13 protein-coding genes are annotated in these 18115 nt (G+C 75.3%); 7 read left to right on the top strand and 6 right to left on the bottom strand.

Annotated features, from left to right (window positions below; all coding sequences use genetic code 11):
• The first annotated feature begins 18 nt into the window (after nt 1-18).
• The gene (locus ACFYWQ_RS11240) at nt 19-639 is read left to right on the top strand and encodes a hypothetical protein (protein ID WP_389515055.1); all 621 of its coding nucleotides are present in this window, start codon (nt 19-21) and stop codon (nt 637-639) included.
• Between the two features lie 1253 nt (nt 640-1892).
• A complete protein-coding gene (locus ACFYWQ_RS11235) occupies nt 1893-2396 on the top strand; it encodes an ATP-binding protein (protein ID WP_389515053.1) in 504 nt (167 codons plus the stop codon).
• A gap of 150 nt (nt 2397-2546) precedes the next feature.
• Here ACFYWQ_RS11235 and ACFYWQ_RS11230 read toward each other — a convergent pair whose 3' ends face one another.
• Together ACFYWQ_RS11230 and ACFYWQ_RS11225 are read right to left on the bottom strand one after the other, a co-directional pair.
• The gene (locus tag ACFYWQ_RS11230; protein ID WP_389515051.1) at nt 2547-3614 is read right to left on the bottom strand and encodes a DUF2637 domain-containing protein; all 1068 of its coding nucleotides are present in this window, start codon (nt 3612-3614) and stop codon (nt 2547-2549) included.
• Nucleotides 3615-3939: 325 nt separating this feature from the next.
• Nucleotides 3940-4797, bottom strand: a complete 858-nt coding sequence (locus ACFYWQ_RS11225; RefSeq protein WP_389515049.1) for a (2Fe-2S)-binding protein — start codon at nt 4795-4797, stop codon at nt 3940-3942.
• Nucleotides 4798-4957: 160 nt separating this feature from the next.
• Between ACFYWQ_RS11225 and ACFYWQ_RS11220 the strand changes: the two genes are divergently transcribed.
• Nucleotides 4958-5779, top strand: a complete 822-nt coding sequence (locus ACFYWQ_RS11220; RefSeq protein ID WP_389515047.1) for a GntR family transcriptional regulator — start codon at nt 4958-4960, stop codon at nt 5777-5779.
• Nucleotides 5780-6689: 910 nt separating this feature from the next.
• On the opposite strand, the gene ACFYWQ_RS11215 is transcribed toward ACFYWQ_RS11220, so the two are convergent.
• Together ACFYWQ_RS11215 and ACFYWQ_RS11210 are read right to left on the bottom strand one after the other, a co-directional pair.
• Complete coding sequence (locus tag ACFYWQ_RS11215) at nt 6690-7448, bottom strand: hypothetical protein (RefSeq protein ID WP_389515045.1); 759 nt, start codon at nt 7446-7448, stop codon at nt 6690-6692.
• A gap of 578 nt (nt 7449-8026) precedes the next feature.
• Complete coding sequence (locus ACFYWQ_RS11210) at nt 8027-9718, bottom strand: PucR family transcriptional regulator (protein ID WP_389515043.1); 1692 nt, start codon at nt 9716-9718, stop codon at nt 8027-8029.
• Nucleotides 9719-10169: 451 nt separating this feature from the next.
• Between ACFYWQ_RS11210 and ACFYWQ_RS11205 the strand changes: the two genes are divergently transcribed.
• The 4 genes from ACFYWQ_RS11205 (at nt 10170) to ACFYWQ_RS11190 (ending at nt 15370) form a co-directional block, all read left to right on the top strand.
• Entirely contained in the window at nt 10170-11060 is an 891-nt protein-coding gene (locus ACFYWQ_RS11205; RefSeq protein WP_389515041.1) for an FAD binding domain-containing protein, read from the top strand.
• Nucleotides 11060-11668 (top strand): (2Fe-2S)-binding protein, encoded by a 609-nt coding sequence (locus ACFYWQ_RS11200; protein ID WP_389515039.1) that lies wholly within the window; start codon nt 11060-11062, stop codon nt 11666-11668. Before ACFYWQ_RS11205 ends, ACFYWQ_RS11200 begins: the two co-directional genes overlap by 1 nt.
• A 2-nt stretch (nt 11669-11670) precedes the next feature.
• Nucleotides 11671-14067 (top strand): xanthine dehydrogenase family protein molybdopterin-binding subunit, encoded by a 2397-nt coding sequence (locus ACFYWQ_RS11195; protein WP_389515037.1) that lies wholly within the window; start codon nt 11671-11673, stop codon nt 14065-14067.
• 151 nt (nt 14068-14218) lie between these two features.
• A complete protein-coding gene (locus tag ACFYWQ_RS11190) occupies nt 14219-15370 on the top strand; it encodes an XdhC family protein (RefSeq protein WP_389515035.1) in 1152 nt (383 codons plus the stop codon).
• On the opposite strand, the gene ACFYWQ_RS11185 is transcribed toward ACFYWQ_RS11190, so the two are convergent.
• Together ACFYWQ_RS11185 and ACFYWQ_RS11180 are read right to left on the bottom strand one after the other, a co-directional pair.
• Complete coding sequence (locus ACFYWQ_RS11185) at nt 15322-16719, bottom strand: lanthionine synthetase LanC family protein (protein WP_389515033.1); 1398 nt, start codon at nt 16717-16719, stop codon at nt 15322-15324. The two genes, ACFYWQ_RS11190 and ACFYWQ_RS11185, sit on opposite strands and share 49 nt — an antisense overlap.
• Nucleotides 16720-16888: 169 nt before the next feature.
• Complete coding sequence (locus tag ACFYWQ_RS11180) at nt 16889-17329, bottom strand: SRPBCC family protein (protein ID WP_389515031.1); 441 nt, start codon at nt 17327-17329, stop codon at nt 16889-16891.
• Between the last annotated feature and the right edge of the window lie 786 nt (nt 17330-18115).

Raw genomic sequence — 18115 nt, 5'->3', positions numbered from 1 at the left:
TCCGCACGGGGGACACCCATGTCCAAGCGCATCCGCACAGGCGCCCTCACCGCCCTCGCCGCCGCGGGCCTCACCCTCGGCACCGTCCTCGCCGCACCGGCCGGCGCCGTCCCGAGGACGCCCGGCTTCCTCGCGGCCCGGGACCTGCCGCCGCACCCGTCGTCGGCCTGGACGGCCGGCCGGATCACCCGCGGCGTGCCCGAAGCGGTGGAGGCGGACCGCTGCCTGGGCCGTGCGCTGCCGGGCCACGCCGCCGCCTGGCACCGTGAGTTCCGCACCGACCTGGACACGGGCGCCCGTCAGATCACCGTCGTACTGAAGGACACCCGCGCGGCGAAGAGCCTGGTCTCGCGCCTGAACCGGGACATCACTTCCTGCCCGGCGCGGATCGAGCGGGCCGACCCGGAGACCGACGCCGCCCGCAGGGACTACGGCACGCTGGACGTGGAGGAGGGCGCCCGTGTGCACGGGCTGCACACCGAGACCTCCTGGGGAGCCTCCGACATCCGGCTCCTCTCCGTCGGCCGGGACGGCCGGACCGTGACGGTCGTGGACTGGGGACAGATGGGCGACTTCGGCGACGCACCGGTGAAGGCCTTCAAGAAGACGACCACCCGCGCCGTCGACAAGCTCCACTGACCGGACGGCCACCGAAGAATCCGGACGGTTGCCGAGGAGTCGGGACGGTTGCCGAGGAGTCGGGACGGCCACCGAGGAGTCCGGACGGTTGCCGAGGAGTCGGGACGGCCACCGAGGAGTCCGGACGGTTGCCGAGGAGTCGGGACGGCTGCCGAGACGGGGACGGTCGCCGAGGAATCGGGACGGCTGCCAAGACGGTGACGGCTCCCGAGGAATCGGGACGGCTGCCGAGGAATCCGCACGGCCGCCGAGACGGTGACGGCTGCCGAGGATTCCTGACGGCCGCCGAGACGTGGACGGTCACCGCGAAATCCGGACGGCCGGCGACAAGGGGGACGGCCACCGCAGTAGGACAGGGCCGCCGCCCTCCCGCCAACGGGGGGCGGGAGGGCGGCGGCCCGTACGGGCGACGTCGACGGGTGCGGCCCGGTCGGGCACCACCGGATTCCGGCCAACTTCGCGAGCCGTGTCGGGGCGGCGGCGCGGAGGGGGGTGTCGGCGGGCCCGGCGCGCGGGCGGGGCCTCCGGCGCCCGCCGGGCCCGCCCGCCGGCGCCCGCGGAGTTCCTGGCCGAGGTCTCGCGCCCCACCTCTTCCCGGACTACGGCCGGAGCGGCAGACACGCATCGGCCGGGCGGCCCACCCCGGGCGGTCGGCACGTCCACGGGCACCTAAGCGCGACGACGCGCGGGACGGCCGCGGCCGGCGGCCCTCCCGTACCGGCGGCGCCGGTGCACTCCCCGCACGGGCACGCCCGGGCCGTCGTACGGCGGTTGCGTCGCGCGGGCCGGGGCCGCCGCCGGGCACGGCGGTGAGACGGCCGTACCCATCCGGCGGCCCCCCGGGCCCTCCGCGCAACCGCCCGTCCGTCCGCGGCCACCGCGTCGACCAGGCTCTTCCCGCGACGAGCCGTGGACGGGGGAGCGGAGGGGCCGCCCTCGGACGTCGGCCGGGCCCAAGGCCGGTGGCCCCGCGGCCCGCCCCCTCCGCCCGCCTTCCCGGGGGACGGCACCGACGGCACCCGGGCCCGGCGGCGAACGCGGCGAACGCCGCGCAAACGGCGCACGCACCGCCGTGCCCCGCGCCGGCGGTCCCGGCCGGGGCCCGGAGGAGTGGCCGGGCGAGGGCCCGGGGCCGTGGCCGAACACCTGGTCGTCGACGATCCGGCATGACTGCCCCCGGACCCACGGGGCAAGCATCCCCATGAACGTGTTCGAGCAGGGGGGAACCGACAATCGGCACGCGGGCGGGGGTCATGAAGAGGCAGGCACGAGGCAGCGGTGCGACCGTGATCGCGGACACCTCGGCGAAGCAGACGGCGGAGGACGGGCCCGACGGGGCAGACGGGGCCGACGGAGCCGAGGGGCACGCGCGGGCGTCCCAGTTGCGGCGCAGACTCGGGCGGGCGGATCTGAGAGCCGTCCCCGAGACGCGGCGGGCGCTGCGCGAGATGCTGCGGCACTGGGGCCGGGCGGGACGCACGGACATAGCGGAACTACTCACCAGCGAACTCGTCACCAACGCGCTCGTCCACACCGATCACGACGCGGTGCTGACGGCGACCGTGGGACCGGCCGGCCTGCGGGTCGAGGTACGGGACTTCGTCTCCCGCCCTCCGCAGCCGCGCCCGGCGGCCACCGACGGCGCCACGCACGGCCGGGGCCTGCTCCTGGTGCAGTCCCTCGCGGACGCCTGGGGTGTCCGGGCCCACGGGGTCGGCAAGGCGGTGTGGTTCGAACTGGAGGCGGGAGCGGCCTGAGACGACGGGCACGGCCTGAGACGACGGAAACGGCCTGAGACGACAGGAACGGCCTGAGACGACAGGAACGGCCTGAGACGACGGGACCGGGGCAACGGGAAGGGGGCGCGGCCCGCATGGCCGCGCCCCCTTCCCGTTACCGCTCACCGATCAGCCGAACTGCTGCTCCAGGTCCTTGAGCTTGCGCTCCAGGGAGTCCAGTCGCGGCAGGGCCATGGTGTCGTCCTCCGCCGTGAGGTCGACGGTGAGTGCGTCGGAGCCGTGGCGGACGGGCTGGAGGGAGGGGCGCGGCCGGACCGGCAGCTGCTCGGCCGAGTTGGCTATGGCAGGCTCCGCGGGAACGCGCTCGGAGGTGGCCCGCTCCAGGGTGGCCTGGGCCTCCAGCTGGCGGGTGCCGCCGCCACCGCCGCCACCGCGGCCGGGCCAGCGGCCGTGGCCGCGGCTGATCGCCTTCAGCTGGGCCCGCTCGACACGCTGCTGCTCGCGACGGCGCAGCTTGGTCTCCTCCTTGCGGGCCTTGTCGTCGCGGACCTCCTCGACGGCCTCGTCCAGGCTGCGCACGCCCTCCAGGAGCATCAGCGACCACGCCTTGTACGTCTCACGGGGGGCCCGCAGCCAGCGCACCACGCGGATCTGCGGCAGCGGACGGGGCACCAGGCCCTGCTCGCGGAGCGCGGCGCGGCGGGTCTGCTTCAGCGCGCGGTCGAAGAGCACCGCGGCGGACAGGGACATGCCCGCGAAGAACTGCGGAGCGCCGTCGTGACCGAGGCCGCGGGGCGCGTGGACCCAGTTGAACCAGGCGGCGGCACCCGCGAACGTCCACACCAGTATCCGGGAGCCGAGCGCCGCGTCACCATGGCTGGCCTCGCGCACCGCGAGGACGGAGCAGAACATGGCCGCGCCGTCGAGGCCGAAGGGGACCAGGTATTCCCAGCCGCCGGAAAGGCTCAGGTTCTCGCGGCCGAAGCCGACGAGTCCTCGGTAGGAGAGCGCGGCCGCCACGGCGGCGCAGCAGAACAGCAGGACGTAGGAAGCGATTCCGTAGATGGCTTCCTTGCGCCTGCGCCGCTCCTCGCTGCGCTCCCACGAGTCGTCCGCGCTGGTGTCCTTCCCCGAGGAGTTCTTGCCGCGCCGGAGCACCGCCACCGCCGCCAGCATGCCCAGGAGCAGTACGGCGCCCGGAAGCAGCCAGTTCAGCGATATGTCGGTCAATCTCATCTGGGGTCCCTTGCATTGGGATAGGGCGTAACGCCCGCCATAGTGGACCAATCCCGCCTGCCCTCAGGGGGTTTCGGGGCAAGAGGCCGCCAAGGAGGTGCAAGGGGATGCCCAGGGCGACGTTCTGCTCGAACTGCCGCGTGAGGGGCGGGAGTTGAGTTCTAATAAGACTACCCGCACGGGTGGTTCCGCGGAAAGTTCCTGCGCCGGGTGAGGGGATTGTGAAGTGCCTGTGACCGAGCGGGAGTCTCGTTCGGGTGATCTTACGGGAACCTGACGAGGGAGTCGCCCCCGGGGCGTCCCCGGACGTTTTCCTGAGGGGTGTTCAACTCGCGGCGACGGCGGTGAGCTTGGAGACGCGGTCCGCGTCGCAGGTGCGCGGGCAGGTGGCGCAGGTGTCCGCGGGGCGCACCGTGTAGAACATGCAGCAGCTCGCCCGGTCGCGGGTGGGCAGCGCCTGCCCGTCCGGTCCGGTCAGCTCACGGAAGGCGGCCGATCCGACGTACGGCCGGGTCGCCCCCGGCAGCAGCAGTTCGAGCTCGTGCCGCGCCCGCTCCTGCTCGCCCTCGCCGAGCAGATGGGCTATGTACCAGAGCCCCTCCACGACCTCGTCCGTGATCATGCCCCACAGGGCGCGGCCGCGCCGCCGCGCACGCGGGGCGAAGCCGGCCAGGACCGGCTCGTGGTGTTCGGCGACCGCCGCCCGCACCTCGGCCCGCAGCGCCTCCTCGTCCGCGACCACCCGCGCGCCGGGCAGCGCCGCGGCGGGGTCGCCCGGCAGGCAGGCGAACGAGGCGGGCGCGCGGACCGCCATCCGCATGCCCTCACCGGTGCGGTCGTACGACACGTGGGTCACGGGGAAGCGGGGCACGCGGCGGTGCAGGAACCACGGGACGGTGACGAGAAGGCAGGCGGGCCAGGCGTACCGGTGCAGTCCGAAGCTCGCGACGACGTCCGGGCGGGCCTTCTGTCCGTAGTCGCGCAGCACCTGGGCGTCGTCCCAGGCCAGGAAGGACTCCAGGGCCGGTCCGCCCTCGGCGAGTTCGGAGGCCGCGACCCAGCCGCCGCCCCGGGGCGCCGGGTCCCCGTCCTCCAGCTCCAGGACGGTGAAGCCCGGGAAGACCTCGGAGAGGCGCCGGTAGGCGTCCGTCACGGCCGAGGGGGCCGAAGGGCGTACGGGCATGCCGGGACCACCGATCCATGAGTGTCGAAGAGGTAAGCCTTACCTTACTCATTGTGGTGTGGATTTGAACTGGCGGCCAGGGGGCCTAAGGTGCTTGACGGGCGAGTAACAACCCGTCGTAATGACCCCAAGTACCGAAACGTCCCTCAGGAGGACCCCCGTGGAGCGGAGCGCGCAGGGCTTTGCCGGGACGGGGATCCCCGAAGGGTGCGGCGGACCCGCCGGCGTACCGGGCGTCCCGCGCGCGGCGGAACGCGAACGGGACGTGGCCGACGACCCCGTCGGGAACGTGTCCGCGCCCGGCGCGGTGCGCGGTGAGCACACGCACGGCGAGGTGCTCCTCCCGCGGCCGCGTCCCGTCGTCCAGCGCGCCTCCGTGCGCGGCCAGATCCTCGACGCCCTGCGCACGGCGCTCGTCACCGGCGATCTCACCCCGGGCGAGGTGTACTCGGCGCCGGTCCTCGGTGAACGCTTCGGGGTGTCCGCGACCCCGGTCCGCGAGGCCATGCAGCAACTCGCTCTGGAGGGCGCCGTCGAGGTGGTGCCCAACCGGGGCTTCCGGGTGGTCGTGCGAGGCGCCCGCGAACTGGCCGAACTGGCCGAGGTGCGCGCGCTGATCGAGGTTCCCGTGATGCTGCGGCTCGCCCGCACGGTCCCCGCCGACCGCTGGGCGGACCTGCGCCCGCTCGCCGAGGACACCGTCCGCGCCGCGGCCTCCGGCTGCCGCGCCGCCTACGCCGAGGCGGACCGGGCCTTCCACCGCGCCGTCCTGGCCCTGTCCGGCAACGACCAGCTCGTCGGCGTCGCCGAGGACCTGCACCGCCGCTCGCAGTGGCCGCTGGTCGGCGGCCCGCCCTCCCGCGGCCGCGCGGACCTCGTCGCCGACGCGGCGGAACACACGGCCCTGCTGGAGGCGCTGACGGCGGGCGACCTGGACGTGGCGCAGACCCTGGTGCGGGAGCACTTCACCGGGTCGAGCTGAACGCGCCGCCGACGGCGCCCCGGAGCGCTCGACGCGGTGAGTAACGCCATGCCCGCGTTCGCCGTGCTCGCCATCGGTCGGCCCTGAGCCCGCGACGCGGTGAGTAACGCCATGCCCGCGTTCGCCGTGCTCGCCATCGGTCGGCCCTGAGCCCTTGACGCGGTGAGCGCGGCCGCGCCTGCGTTCGCCGTACCCGCGTTCGGTGCGCCCTGGGCTCTCGGCGCGGTGAGGCGTGGTGAGCACCGCCATGCCCACGTTCGCCGTGCACGCCTCCGGCGCGTCCGCCTGCGGCGCGCTGCCGCCGGGTGGCCGCTGCCGGGCACTGTCCGCGTGGGGGCGCCGTGATGTCCCGTCGTGGTGCTCGCGCGGCGTGCGGGTGGGAGTGCGGGCAGGGCGCCGCCCGGCAGGGTCCGGCGGCCGCCGCACCTGCGGCGGCGGGTCGGTGTCGGGGTCGGCCGGTGGCCCCGTGCACGCCTTCGGCGCGTCCGCCTCGCCGTGCCCGCCGCACGACCCGCGTCCGCGTCACGGCGGACGCCCGCGCCTGTCTCGCGGCGGGCGCGGGTCGTGGGTGGCCGCTGCCGGGCGCCGTTTGCGCGGGGTCGCCGTGATGTCCCGTCGTGGTGCCCCCGCCGCGGGCGGGTGGGAGCACGGGCAGGGCGCCGCCCCCCCACGGCCCTGCGGCCGCCGCACCCGCGGCAGCGTGCCGCGGCCGGGGGCGGCCGACGGCGGGGCCTTCCGGGTGACCGCGGGCGGCCCGGCGCACGCGTCGAAGGCCGCCCGGATGCGAGAGGGACGGCGGCGCGGGTGCGTGGGCCGGGGCTGCCCGGGTGCGTGCGCCGGGGGCTGCCCGGGGCGTGGGCCGGGGCTGCCCGGACGCCTGCCGGGGCTACCTGGACGCCTGCCGGGGCCGCTACGCCGTCGCCGCCGGCGGGAACAACTCCCGTGCCAGCCAGGTCGGGACGCCGCCGAGCAGACGGAACAGCCGGCGGGCCTCCTCCCGCAGCCGGGACGCCTCCGGCTCGGTCTCCGCGTCCGCCAGGGAGGCCAGGGCCGGTGCCGTGCCCACCAGGTAGCCCAGCTCCTCCCGGATCCGCAGGGACTCGGCGAAACCGTGCCGTGCCTCGGACAGGTCGCCGTCGCGCAGGGCGAGGCCCGCGAGGTGGCGCCAGGTGAAGGACAGCAGCAGGGCGTCGGAGTGGGCCGCGGCGGCCGTGTGGGCGCGCCGGTAGGCGGTGCGGGCGGCCTGCGGGGAGCGGGCGATGTTCTCGGCGAGCAGGCCGCGCCGGAAGTCCAGCAGCGCCCGGCCCGGCGCCTCCGGAGGGATCAGCGCCGCCGCCCGCCCGAGCGCGGCCCGCGCCTCGTCGACCCGGTCGCGCACCCCGTGCACGGTCGCCGCGTACGCCAGGTGCCCGCGTTCGCAGGCGGCGGCGCCCCGCTCCTCGTCGGAGTGCGCCAGCGCCTCGGCCGACCGCAGGGCGTCCTCCGCGTCCTGCCAGCCCTGCTCGGTGTACAGGCACCGCTCCACGAGCAGTGCGGCCCGCTGGATGGCGCCCGCCGCGGTGCCCGGCGGGAGCAGGGCCGCGGCGTCGGCCCAGCAGCCCCGCGAGCGCAACCGCCATACCGCGGTCCGGAGGGGATCGTCACCAGCGGTCGTTCCGTTACCAGACATGGCGGTGTACGCCACGTTGCCCTCCCCAAGGTCCGGTCCTTCGGCTCAGCCCGGGGTCACGGGACGTGGCGCGCGCTCCCCGGGAGGGGGCGTCCTCGGCGGTGTCGCCGGCCGCCGGTGCACCGCACCGGCGCCCGCCCGCGCCCCGAGGCCGCACGCACCAAGCCCCGCTCACCGGCGTCACCAGGCACCGTCCCTCCTCGTCGGCCTGATCCGGAGGGCAGGCCCAAGCGCGCCGTCGAGCTGTGAGTGGTGGCCGCATCTCAGCACGACTGGCCCGGCCGGGCCAAGGGGGCGGGTGAAGGATTTCACAAAGTCGTGGGACTCCTGGGGCCCACAGGTTTCGGCCCCACGGCCGCCGGTCCGTGAGCCGATGCGTCAGTCGGTCCGTCCGCCGGTCCGTCAGTCGATCCTTCAGCCGACCGTCAGCCGGTCCGTGAGTCGATCCTTCAGCCGACCGTCAGCCGGTCCGTGAGCCGACCCGTCAGCCGGTCCGTCAGCCGGTCCGTGAGTCGGTCCTTCAGCCGACCGTCAGCCGACCCGCCAGTCGGTCCGTCAGTCGGTCCTTCAGCCGACCCTCAGCTCATCCGCAGCGCCAGGAAGAAGTCCAGCTTGTCCTCCAGCCGTGACAGGTCACGGCTCGTCAACTGCTCGATCCGGCCGACCCGGTAGCGCAGCGTGTTGACGTGCAGGTGGAGCCGGGAGGCGCACCGCGTCCAGGAGCCGTCGCAGTCGAGGAAGGCCTCCAGCGTGGGGATCAGCTCCGCGCGGTGGCGGCGGTCGTAGTCGCGCAGCGGGTCCAGCAGACGGGCGGTGAAGGCCCGCCGGACGTCGTCGGGCACGAACGGCAGCAGCAGCACGTGGGAGGCGAGCTCCTGGTGGCCCGCCGCGCACACCCGGCCGGGGCGGGCCGCCGCCACCCGGCGGGCGTGCCGCGCCTCCTCCAGGGCGCCGCGCAGCCCCTCCGCCGAGTGCACCGCCGCGCTGACGCCCACGGTGACCCGGCCGTCGTCGTCCAGGCCCGCCGACAGCGGTTCCCGGACGGCGGCGAGGAGGACGTCGGCCAGAACGCCCGGCTCCGGGCCGTCGTGCTCGGTGGAGACCGCCGGGAGCGGGACCAGGGCGACGGCCTCGTCCCCGATCTGGGCGACGGCGATGCGGTCGGAGGGCTCGGGGCCGGTGGTGCGCGGGTCCACCAGGACCTCCTCCAGCAGCGCCTGGGCGACCGGACCGCCCTCGATCTCCCCGCCGTCCCACTCGGCGCGCGCCACCACCACCTGCCAGTGCGGGGCGGCCCCGAGGCCCGGCAGCAGCACCGGCGCCGCCACCCGCAGCCGCGCCGCGATCTCGGCGGGGGCCGCGCCCGTCTGGACCAGCTCCAGCACCTCCTGCGCGAGCCGCCGGCGCACGGTGCGCGCCGCGTCGCGCCGGTCCCGCTCGACGGCGATGAGCTGGGTGACGCCCTGGAGCAGGTCGAGCCGCTCCTCCGCCCAGTCCCCGGCGTCCGCCTCGACGGCCAGCAGCCAGTCCGACAGCACCGTCTCCCGCACGTCCCGCACGTCCCGCGTGTCCCGGGGAGCGCGCGGGGAGCGTCCGCCGGAGCGGACGGGGAAGAGGGAGTACGTCCTCTGGCCCACGACCACCCGGTGCGGGCCGTGGCGGCCGGTGCGGGCGGCCGCCAGGTGCTCCGCCGCGAGCTGCGCGCACACCTCCGGGGCAGGCCCGGGGCCCGACACCTTGGGGCCGGCGATGAGCCGCCCGGTGGGGGAGAGGACCCAGGCGCGCAGGTCCAGGTCGGAGCCGAGCAGGTCCAGGACCACGTCGGGGCCGCCGCCCGCCGGACCCGAGGTCATCATCCGCCGGTGCCGGTCGACGACGGCCGCGAGGTCCCCGGCGCGCTCGCCGGACACCTGCCGGACGACGTGCTCGGTGATCGTCGCGAACGCCACCGACTCGTGCACCGCGAACAGCGGCAGCCGGTGCCGGGCGCAGGCGGTGACCAGGTCGTCCGGCACCGCGCCGAGCTCGGCCTCGCCGGCGGCGAGCGCCGTCACGCCGGCCTGCACCAGGATGTGCACGAAAGGATCCGAGTCCGCCGCGTCCCGCCGCCACGCCAGGCCCGTCAGCACCAGCTCACCCCCGGAGAGGTAGCGGCTCGGGTCCCGCAGGTCGGTGGTCATCACACCCCGTACGGTGCGGTCCAGCTCGTCCTCGCCGCCGAGCAGCCGCAGGCCCAGCGCATCGGTGTCCAGCAGTGCGCGCAGCCGCATTCTCGTCGCCGCCGTTCCTTGTCTCGAAATCCACGAAATCCACGAGGTCCACGAGGTCCACGAGGCCCACGTAGTCCACGAGGTCCACGAAAACCACCCCGTAGTCCACGGAAACCACGATGAGGCGTGAGGGGCCGGCCGGCCGGGGGCCGCCGGGTCGAGGAGGTCCGCCGACGGTTCCGGGCCCTCATCAGCCGCATTCTGTGCTTGCCGGGCTGTTTCCCACGTTTCCACAGGAAAGCCGGGAGGTTACTGATGGCCTCCGTTCATACGAATCTACAAGATGACCGCCCCGACCAGCGAACTCCTTCATGGTTTCGGTGACTGACCCCGGCGGAGTACACGGCGGTGTACTGACTCCACAGCGCGTGAACAGGTCATGAACGAGCCGGGTCCGCCGCACCCGACTCTGGCTCGATCCGAACCCCCGAGACCAGGAAGAGAGCCGGTCATGGACTTCCTTCGCCCCGCCAGCTGGGAGGAGGCGCTCGCCGCGAAGGCCGAGCACCCCACCGCTGTGCCGATCGCGGGCGGCACCGATGTGATGGTCGAGATCAACTTCGATCACCGGCGGCCCGAGTACCTCCTCGACCTGGGCCGCGTCGCCGACCTCCAGGAGTGGGAGGTCGGCGAGGACGCCGTGCGGCTCGGCGCCTCCGTCCCCTACACCAGGATCATGGAGAACCTGCGGGCGGAGCTGCCCGGCCTGGCCCTCGCCGCCCACACCGTGGCCTCCCCGCAGATCCGCAACCGCGGCGGCGTCGGCGGCAACCTCGGCACCGCCTCCCCGGCCGGGGACGCCCACCCCGCGCTGCTCGCGGCCGGAGCCGAGGTCGAGGCCGAGTCGGTGCGCGGCAGCCGCCGTATCCCGATCGACGCCTTCTACACCGGCGTGAAGCGCAACGCGCTGGCGCCCGACGAGCTGATCCGCGCCGTCCACATCGAGAAGGCCGACGGACCCCAGCAGTTCTCCAAGGTCGGCACCCGCAACGCCATGGTCATCGCGGTCTGCGCCTTCGGCCTGGCCCTGCACCCGCGGACCCGCACGGTCCGCACCGGCATCGGCTCCGCCGCCCCCACCCCGGTCCGGGCGACGACGGCCGAGGAGTTCCTGAACGCCGCGCTCGACGAGGGCGGCTTCTGGGACAACGGAAAGACCATCACCCCGTCGGTCGCCCGGCGGTTCGCGGACCTGTGCGCCGCCGCCTGCAACCCGATCGACGACGTCCGGGGCACGGCGCGCTACCGCCGGCACGCGATCGGCGTCATGGCCCGCCGCACCCTGACCTGGACCTGGGAGTCGTACCGCGGCACCCGCCGCGCCGTCGAGGGAGCCGCGTGATGCGTGTCCACTTCACCGTCAACGGACGACCGCAGGAGGCGGACGACGTGTGGGAGGGCGAGAGCCTCCTGTACGTGCTGCGGGAGCGCCTGGGCCTGCCCGGCTCCAAGAACGCCTGCGAGCAGGGCGAGTGCGGCTCGTGCACGGTCCGTCTCGACGGCGTGCCGGTGTGCGCGTGCCTGGTCGCCGCCGGGCAGGCGGAGGGCCGTGAGGTCGTCACGGTGGAGGGCCTGGCGGAGTACGCCGCACAGCGCTCCCGCACCACCGGCGCCCACGGCGGCGGCACCTCCCTCGACGAGGCCAGGCGCCGGGATGCCGAGAGGGACGCGGGAGCCCGGACCGCCGAGGGGGACACCGGCGCGCGGACCGGCGAGGGCACGGAACTCTCCCCCGTCCAGCAGGCCTTCATCGACGCCGGCGCCGTCCAGTGCGGCTTCTGCACACCCGGTCTGCTGGTCGCCGCCGACGAACTGCTGGAGCGCACCCCCGACCCGTCCGACGCGGACATCCGCGAGGCGCTCTCGGGCAACCTGTGCCGCTGCACCGGCTACGAGAAGATCATGGACGCGGTCCGCCTGGCGGCCGCCCGGCAGGGAGAGGCGGTCTGACGATGTCTCCCGACGGCACCCCCATCGGCGCTCCCACCAAGATCACCCAGGGTTCGCGGACCCGCGGCGGCATCGGCGAGTCCACCCTCCGCCCGGACGGCACCCTCAAGGTCACCGGCGAGTTCGCGTACTCCTCCGACCTGTGGCACGAGGACATGCTCTGGGGCCAGATCCTGCGCTCCACGGTCGCCCACGCCGAGATCGTCTCCATCGACACGGGCGAGGCGCTCGCCACCCCGGGCGTGTACGCCGTCCTGACGTACGACGACCTGCCGGCCGAGGTGAAGCACTACGGCCTGGAGATCCGGGACACCCCCGTCCTCGCCCACGGCAAGGTCCGCCACCACGGCGAGCCGGTCGCCCTCGTCGCCGCCGACCACCCGGAGACGGCCCGCCGCGCCGCCGCCAAGATCAGGGTCGAGTACCGCGAACTGCCGGTCATCACCGACGAGGCCTCCGCGACCGCCCCGGACGCGGTCCTGGTCCACGAGAACCGCACCGACCACCACTGCACCCACGTCCCGCACCCCAACATCGTCCACCGCCAGCCGATCGTTCGCGGCGACGCCGACGCTGCCGCCCGGCGGGCCGACGTGATCGTCCGGGGCGAGTACACCTTCGGCATGCAGGACCAGGCCTTCCTCGGCCCCGAGTCCGGTCTCGCCGTGCCCGAGGAGGACGGCGGCGTCCACCTCTACATCGCCACCCAGTGGCTCCACTCCGACCTGCGCCAGATCGCCCCGGTCCTCGGCCTGCCCGAGGAGAAGGTGCGGATGACGCTGGCCGGCGTCGGCGGCGCGTTCGGCGGCCGCGAGGACCTGTCGATGCAGATCCACGCCTGCCTGCTCGCCCTGCGCACCGGCAAGCCCGTCAAGATCGTCTACAACCGATTCGAGTCCTTCTTCGGCCACGTCCACCGCCACCCGGCCAAGCTGTCCTACGAACACGGCGCCACCCGCGACGGCAAGCTCACCCACGTCAGGTGCCGCATCGTCCTGGACGGCGGCGCGTACGCCTCCGCCAGCCCCGCCGTCGTCGGCAACGCCTCCTCCCTCGGCATCGGCCCCTACGCCGTCGACAACGTCGACATCGAGGCCGTCGCCCTCTACACCAACAACCCGCCCTGCGGCGCCATGCGCGGCTTCGGCGCGGTCCAGGCCTGCTTCGCCTACGAGGCGCAGATGGACAAGGTGGCGAAGGAACTGGACCTGGACCCCGTGGAGTTCCGGCAGCTCAACGCCATGGAACAGGGCACGCTCATGCCGACCGGCCAGCCCGTGGACTCCCCGGCACCGGTCGCCGAACTCCTGCGCCGCGTCAAGGCGATGCCGATGCCGCCAGAGCGCCAGTGGGAGAGCAGCGAGGGCGCCGACGTACGGCAGCTGCCCGGCGGTCTGTCCAACACCACGCACGGTGAGGGCGTCGTCCGCGGCGTCGGCTACGCGGTCGGCATCAAGAACGTCGGCTTCTCCGAGGGCTTCGACGACTACTCCACCGCCCGGGTCCGCATGGAGGTCGTCGCGGGCGAGCCCGTCGCCACCGTGCACACGGCCATGGCGGAGGTCGGCCAGGGCGGTGTCACCGTCCACGCGCAGATCGCCCGCACCGAACTGGGCGTCGACCAGGTCGCCATCCACCCGGCCGACACCCGCGTGGGCAGCGCCGGCTCGACGTCGGCCTCGCGTCAGACGTACGTCACCGGAGGGGCCGTCAGGAACGCCTGCGAGCTCGTCCGCGAGCGGGTGCTGGAGATCGGGCGCCGGAGACTCGGCTCCCACCACCCCGCCTGGGCCACCGCCGAACTGCTCCTGGAGAGCGGCAAGGTGGTCACCGACGGCGGCGAGGTCCTGGCCGACCTGGCCGACGTGCTCGGCGACGAGGCCGTGGAGGTCGAGGCGGAGTGGCGGCACCGGCCGACCGAGCCCTTCGACCCGCGCACCGGCCAGGGCGACGGACACGTCCAGTACTCCTTCGCCGCCCACCGGGCCGTCGTCGAGGTCGACACCGAGCTCGGCATGGTCAAGGTCGTCGAGCTGGCCTGCGCCCAGGACGTCGGCAAGGCGCTCAACCCGCTGTCCGTCGTCGGCCAGATCCAGGGCGGCACCACCCAGGGCCTGGGCATCGCCGTGATGGAGGAGATCATCGTCGACCCGGAGACCGCGAAGGTGCGCAACCCCTCCTTCACGGACTACCTGATCCCCACCATCCTCGACACGCCGACCATCCCCGTCGACGTCCTCGAACTCGCCGATCACCACGCCCCGTACGGGCTGCGCGGCATCGGCGAGGCCCCCACCCTGTCGTCGACCCCGGCCGTCCTCGCGGCGATCCGCGACGCGACGGGCCTGGAGCTGAACAGGACGCCGGTCCGGCCGGAACACCTCACCGGAACCGCGTGACCGACCCTCCGGGCGGCGCGACGGACAGGTCACGCCCCGCGCGCCGCCCGGAGCGCACGGACGGATCGTTCGCCTCGGGCCGGCCGGCCGGGCGTGCGTCGGCCCTGCCGTGGAACACCGTCCACAGGACCGCAGACAAGGAGACCGAGACATGCTGGACATCGCCGAGGAGCTGAACCGGTGGGTCGAGCAGGGCCGTGACTTCGCCGTCGCCACCGTCGTGGCCGTCGGCGGCAGCGCACCCCGCCGGCCGGGGGCCGCGCTCGCCGTGGACACCGACGGCACGGCGATCGGCTCGGTCTCCGGCGGCTGTGTGGAGGGCGCGGTGTACGAGCTGTGCCGGCAGGCCCTGGAGGACGGCGAGCCGGTGCTGGAGCGCTTCGGCTACAGCGACGACGACGCCTTCGCCGTCGGCCTGACCTGCGGCGGGGTCATCGACGTCCTCGTCACTCCGGTCCGGGCCGCGGACCGGGTCCGCCCGGTGGTCGCGGCCGCGCTGGCCGCCGCGGCCCGCGGCGCGGCGACGGCGACCGCCCGGATCACCGCGGGCCCGCCGGACCTCGTCGGCCGCGCCCTGCTGGTCCGCCCCGACGGCTCCCACGACGGCGGGTTCGGCGCCCACCCCGAGCTGGACCGCACGGTCGCCGCGGAGGCCCGCGCCTTCCTGGACGCCGGCCGCACCGGCACCCTGGAGATCGGCGCGCAGGGCTCCCGCTGCGGTGCCCCGCTCACCGTGTTCGTCGAGTCCTCCGTGCCGCCGCCGCGGATGATCGTGTTCGGCGCGATCGACTTCGCGTCGGCGCTGGTGCGCGTCGGCAGGTTCCTCGGCTACCGCGTCACCGTCTGCGACGCGCGCCCGGTGTTCGCGACGCGGGCCCGCTTCCCCGACGCCGACGAGATCGTCGTCGCATGGCCGCACACCTACCTGGAGCGCACCGGCGTGGACGGCAGGACCGTCCTGTGCGTCCTCACCCACGACGCCAAGTTCGACGTCCCCCTGCTCCGGCTCGCCCTGCGCCTGCCCGTCGCCTACGTCGGCGCCATGGGGTCGCGCCGCACCCACCTCGACCGCGAGGAACGGCTGCGAGAGGCCGGCGTCTCCGAGCTGGAGCTGGCGCGGCTGCGGTCACCCATCGGCCTCGACCTGGGCGCCCGCACGCCCGAGGAGACCGCGCTGTCGATCGCCGCGGAGATCGTCGCCGCCCGGCGGGGCGGCAGCGGGGTCCCGCTGACCGGCGCGCACACGCCGATCCATCACGACGTGACGCCGCTGCCGCCGGGGCGGATCGGATCGGTCGCCTGAGGCGGCACCGCGATCCGGCGCACCGTCGGCTGGTCCGGCCAGGCGAACGCGTAGTGCGGATCGCCCGACTCGCTCAGCCGGACGAAGCGCAGCAGCTCCCGCACGATGCCCGCGGTGCCCGCGCCCCAGCCGGTGCGCGCCTCCAGCGTGCTCGGGGTGACCCGGTGCTCGACGTTCGACCAGCGCGCCCCGCCGGCGTCCCGGGTGGCGCGGGCGAGCAGGTCCGCGACCAGGACACGGGCGAAGCCCGGGGCGTCGCCCTGCTCGGCCATCCGGTCGCAGGCCAGCGCCAGGACGCCCGCCGTGCCGCAGCAGCGGGCGTTGTTGTCCCAGAACCCGGGCCGCAGCCGCCGCGGCAGCCCGGAGTGCGTCACGGTGTGCCAGCAGCGGTCCGCCGACGCCTGCCAGGAGGGCTCGGCCCAGACGTCCCGCAGCAGCCGGAAGACCTGCGCGTCACCGGCCGGCCCGTGGCACCAGCCGTAGCTGTACCGCTCGATCAGGTCGGGCAGGTACTGCGGATCGGAGTGCGGCACGAGGAAGCCCTCCGGGCCCGCCTCGTCGCGGGCCACGAAGCCCGCCGCCCCGGCCCGCGCCAGCTCCGTGAAGTCCGCGCGGCCCGTGGCCGCTCCCACGGCGGCCAGCGCGTACACGATCCCGAGCGTGCCGTGCGAGAGGTGGTGCAGCCGCGCCTCCACACCGGGCCGGTGCGCCCACTGCACGCCCCCCGCGCTCTCCTCGGCCGTCCGCGTGTACGGCTCCAGCGCGAGCACCGCCAGCTCGGGGTCGCCGGCCGCGAGCGCGCCGAGGCCGATGCCCGCGTTGCCGCCCATCAGCTCGAACAGCTCGCCCCAGCGCGTCCCGTCGAAGCGCTCCCGCACCCGGGCCAGGGCCCGGTCGGCGGCCCGGCCGGACGCGGCGTCGCCCAGCTCGCGGTGGACGGCCCGCAGCACCAGCGCCACCCCGGTGCGCCCGAAGTACAGCGAGTCGTCCCGGCACTCCTCGGCCGCGACCGCCAGACCGCGGGCCGCGCGCAGGGCGGCGTCCCCGTAGACGTCGTCCCCGAAGTGCCGACGCGCCTCCAGCAGCGTCGGCACGATCCCGGCGGTGCCGTCGTAGAGCATCGCCTCGACCTCGGTGTCCGAGGGCCGGTCCGGCCAGCCGAGGCCGCCGTCCGCCGTCTGCCGCGCCACCCCCAGCAGCCAGCGCAGCCCCTCCACCGCCAGCGTCTCGACCTCGTCCACCGCCAGTGTCCCGACCTCGTCCACCGCCAGTGTCCCGACCTCGTCCACCGCCGGTGTGGCGTCCTCGTCCACCGCCGGTGCCGCCCCGCCCCTGTCCACCGCTGTCATGGCTCCACCCTGGCATGGGCCACGACACCTGCCCAGGGGGCCGGTCCGGGAGCCGCCGGGGGCGCGACGCGGCACGGAGCGGCACGCGGTGGCGCGGGCGGCACGGGCCGACACCGATGCCGATGCCGGTGAGCGGGGTCGTCGGCACCGCGTCACGGTCGGCACCGCGTCACGGTCGGCGCAGCAGACGGTTGGCCGCCCGCCCGAACACCGCCCGGCCCGCGGTCCGCAGCAGCGGATCGCACAGGGACGGCAGCGGCCGCAGCCGGAGCTCCTCGCGCCAGATGACCCGGGTCCGGCCGCCCGGCCCGGGCCGCACCTCGATCTCGGCCCAGCCCCGCACCACGCGGCCGCGCTTCTCCAGCCGGCACAGACCCGGCTCGTCCTCGGCCGGAGGACACCAGACGGTGACCTCCATCCGGTCGTCGACGGCGAACGGTCCGACCCCGGAACGGGCCACGAACACCGTGCCCACGCGGGTCGGCCCGGGGGTGACCACGGTGACGCGGGTGAGCGGCACCACGTCACCGTGCCGGGGCCACTCGGTGAGCCGGCGCCAGGCCTCCTCGAGGGGGAGCGGCGCCGTACGTTCGAACTGGAAGGTGACCACGTAGCGATCGTAGGGACTCCGGGCGGCCCGGCGGCAGGTTCCCCGACGGGTCACGCACATGGCCCAGCCGGGTGCCGGCGGCCGAGCCCCGACGAGCCCGCCTTCCCGGACACGGACGCCCGACGAAGACGTACGGGTGCCCCGGCCGGGTCGCCCGTCCCGCGGGGTCGGCGACGCACCGCCGGCCGTGACCTCCAGGGGCCCCACCGGCCCCCTCGGGGCGTCCGGCCGACTCCCGCCGTCAGGGTGTCCGATCGGCCCCCGCAGTCGAGGGCGTCCGACTCGCGCCGGCCGGGGCGTCCGGCCGGCCCTGCCCTTCGGGGTGTCCGCCGGCCTCTGCCGTCAGGGTGTGCGGCCGCCTCTTCTCCCGAGGCCTCCGGCCGGCGCTCCCCTCCATGGGGATCGAACGGCCCCGCCGTCAAGGGCGTCCGACCTCCCTGCCGTCACAGGAGCCCGCGTGGTGCCGCGCCCGCCGGTCCGCCGCCACGCGCGCCGCGGGCGTTCCCCGGAGTGCCGCTCGCCGGGAGCGGGCGCGCGACGACCCGCCCGCCCGTGCGCACGCCACCGGCCGCGGCCTCCGCCGAGCGGACGGACGGGACGGCGCTCGGCGCGGTGGGGCGGCGGACCAGCGCGGCGGCTGAGCCGGACCGGTGCGGACCGGCGCGGTGGCTGAGCCGGACCGGTGCGGACCGGCGCGGTGGCTGAGCCGGACCGGTGCGGACCGGCGCGGACCGGCGCGGCGGCTGAGCCGGACCGGCGCGGACCGGCGCGGCCGCTGAGCCTGAC

Origin of the sequence: Streptomyces sp. NPDC003247 (assembly GCF_042888135.1) — a bacterium.
Classification (GTDB): Bacteria; Actinomycetota; Actinomycetes; order Streptomycetales; family Streptomycetaceae; genus Streptomyces.
This window is presented reverse-complemented; position numbering and strand designations above follow the sequence as displayed.

Excerpts from the sequence above, each read along its gene's own strand:
- ACFYWQ_RS11240 (WP_389515055.1), top strand. The coding sequence starts at position 19 with ATGTCCAAGCGCATCCGCACAGGCGCCCTCACCGCCCTCGCCGCCGCG.
- ACFYWQ_RS11235 (WP_389515053.1), top strand. The coding sequence starts at position 1,893 with ATGAAGAGGCAGGCACGAGGCAGCGGTGCGACCGTGATCGCGGACACC.
- ACFYWQ_RS11230 (WP_389515051.1), bottom strand. The coding sequence starts at position 3,614 with ATGAGATTGACCGACATATCGCTGAACTGGCTGCTTCCGGGCGCCGTA.
- ACFYWQ_RS11225 (WP_389515049.1), bottom strand. The coding sequence starts at position 4,797 with ATGCCCGTACGCCCTTCGGCCCCCTCGGCCGTGACGGACGCCTACCGG.
- ACFYWQ_RS11215 (WP_389515045.1), bottom strand. The coding sequence starts at position 7,448 with ATGTCTGGTAACGGAACGACCGCTGGTGACGATCCCCTCCGGACCGCG.
- ACFYWQ_RS11210 (WP_389515043.1), bottom strand. The coding sequence starts at position 9,718 with ATGCGGCTGCGCGCACTGCTGGACACCGATGCGCTGGGCCTGCGGCTG.
- ACFYWQ_RS11205 (WP_389515041.1), top strand. The coding sequence starts at position 10,170 with ATGGACTTCCTTCGCCCCGCCAGCTGGGAGGAGGCGCTCGCCGCGAAG.
- ACFYWQ_RS11200 (WP_389515039.1), top strand. The coding sequence starts at position 11,060 with ATGCGTGTCCACTTCACCGTCAACGGACGACCGCAGGAGGCGGACGAC.
- ACFYWQ_RS11195 (WP_389515037.1), top strand. The coding sequence starts at position 11,671 with ATGTCTCCCGACGGCACCCCCATCGGCGCTCCCACCAAGATCACCCAG.
- ACFYWQ_RS11190 (WP_389515035.1), top strand. The coding sequence starts at position 14,219 with ATGCTGGACATCGCCGAGGAGCTGAACCGGTGGGTCGAGCAGGGCCGT.
- ACFYWQ_RS11185 (WP_389515033.1), bottom strand. The coding sequence starts at position 16,719 with ATGACAGCGGTGGACAGGGGCGGGGCGGCACCGGCGGTGGACGAGGAC.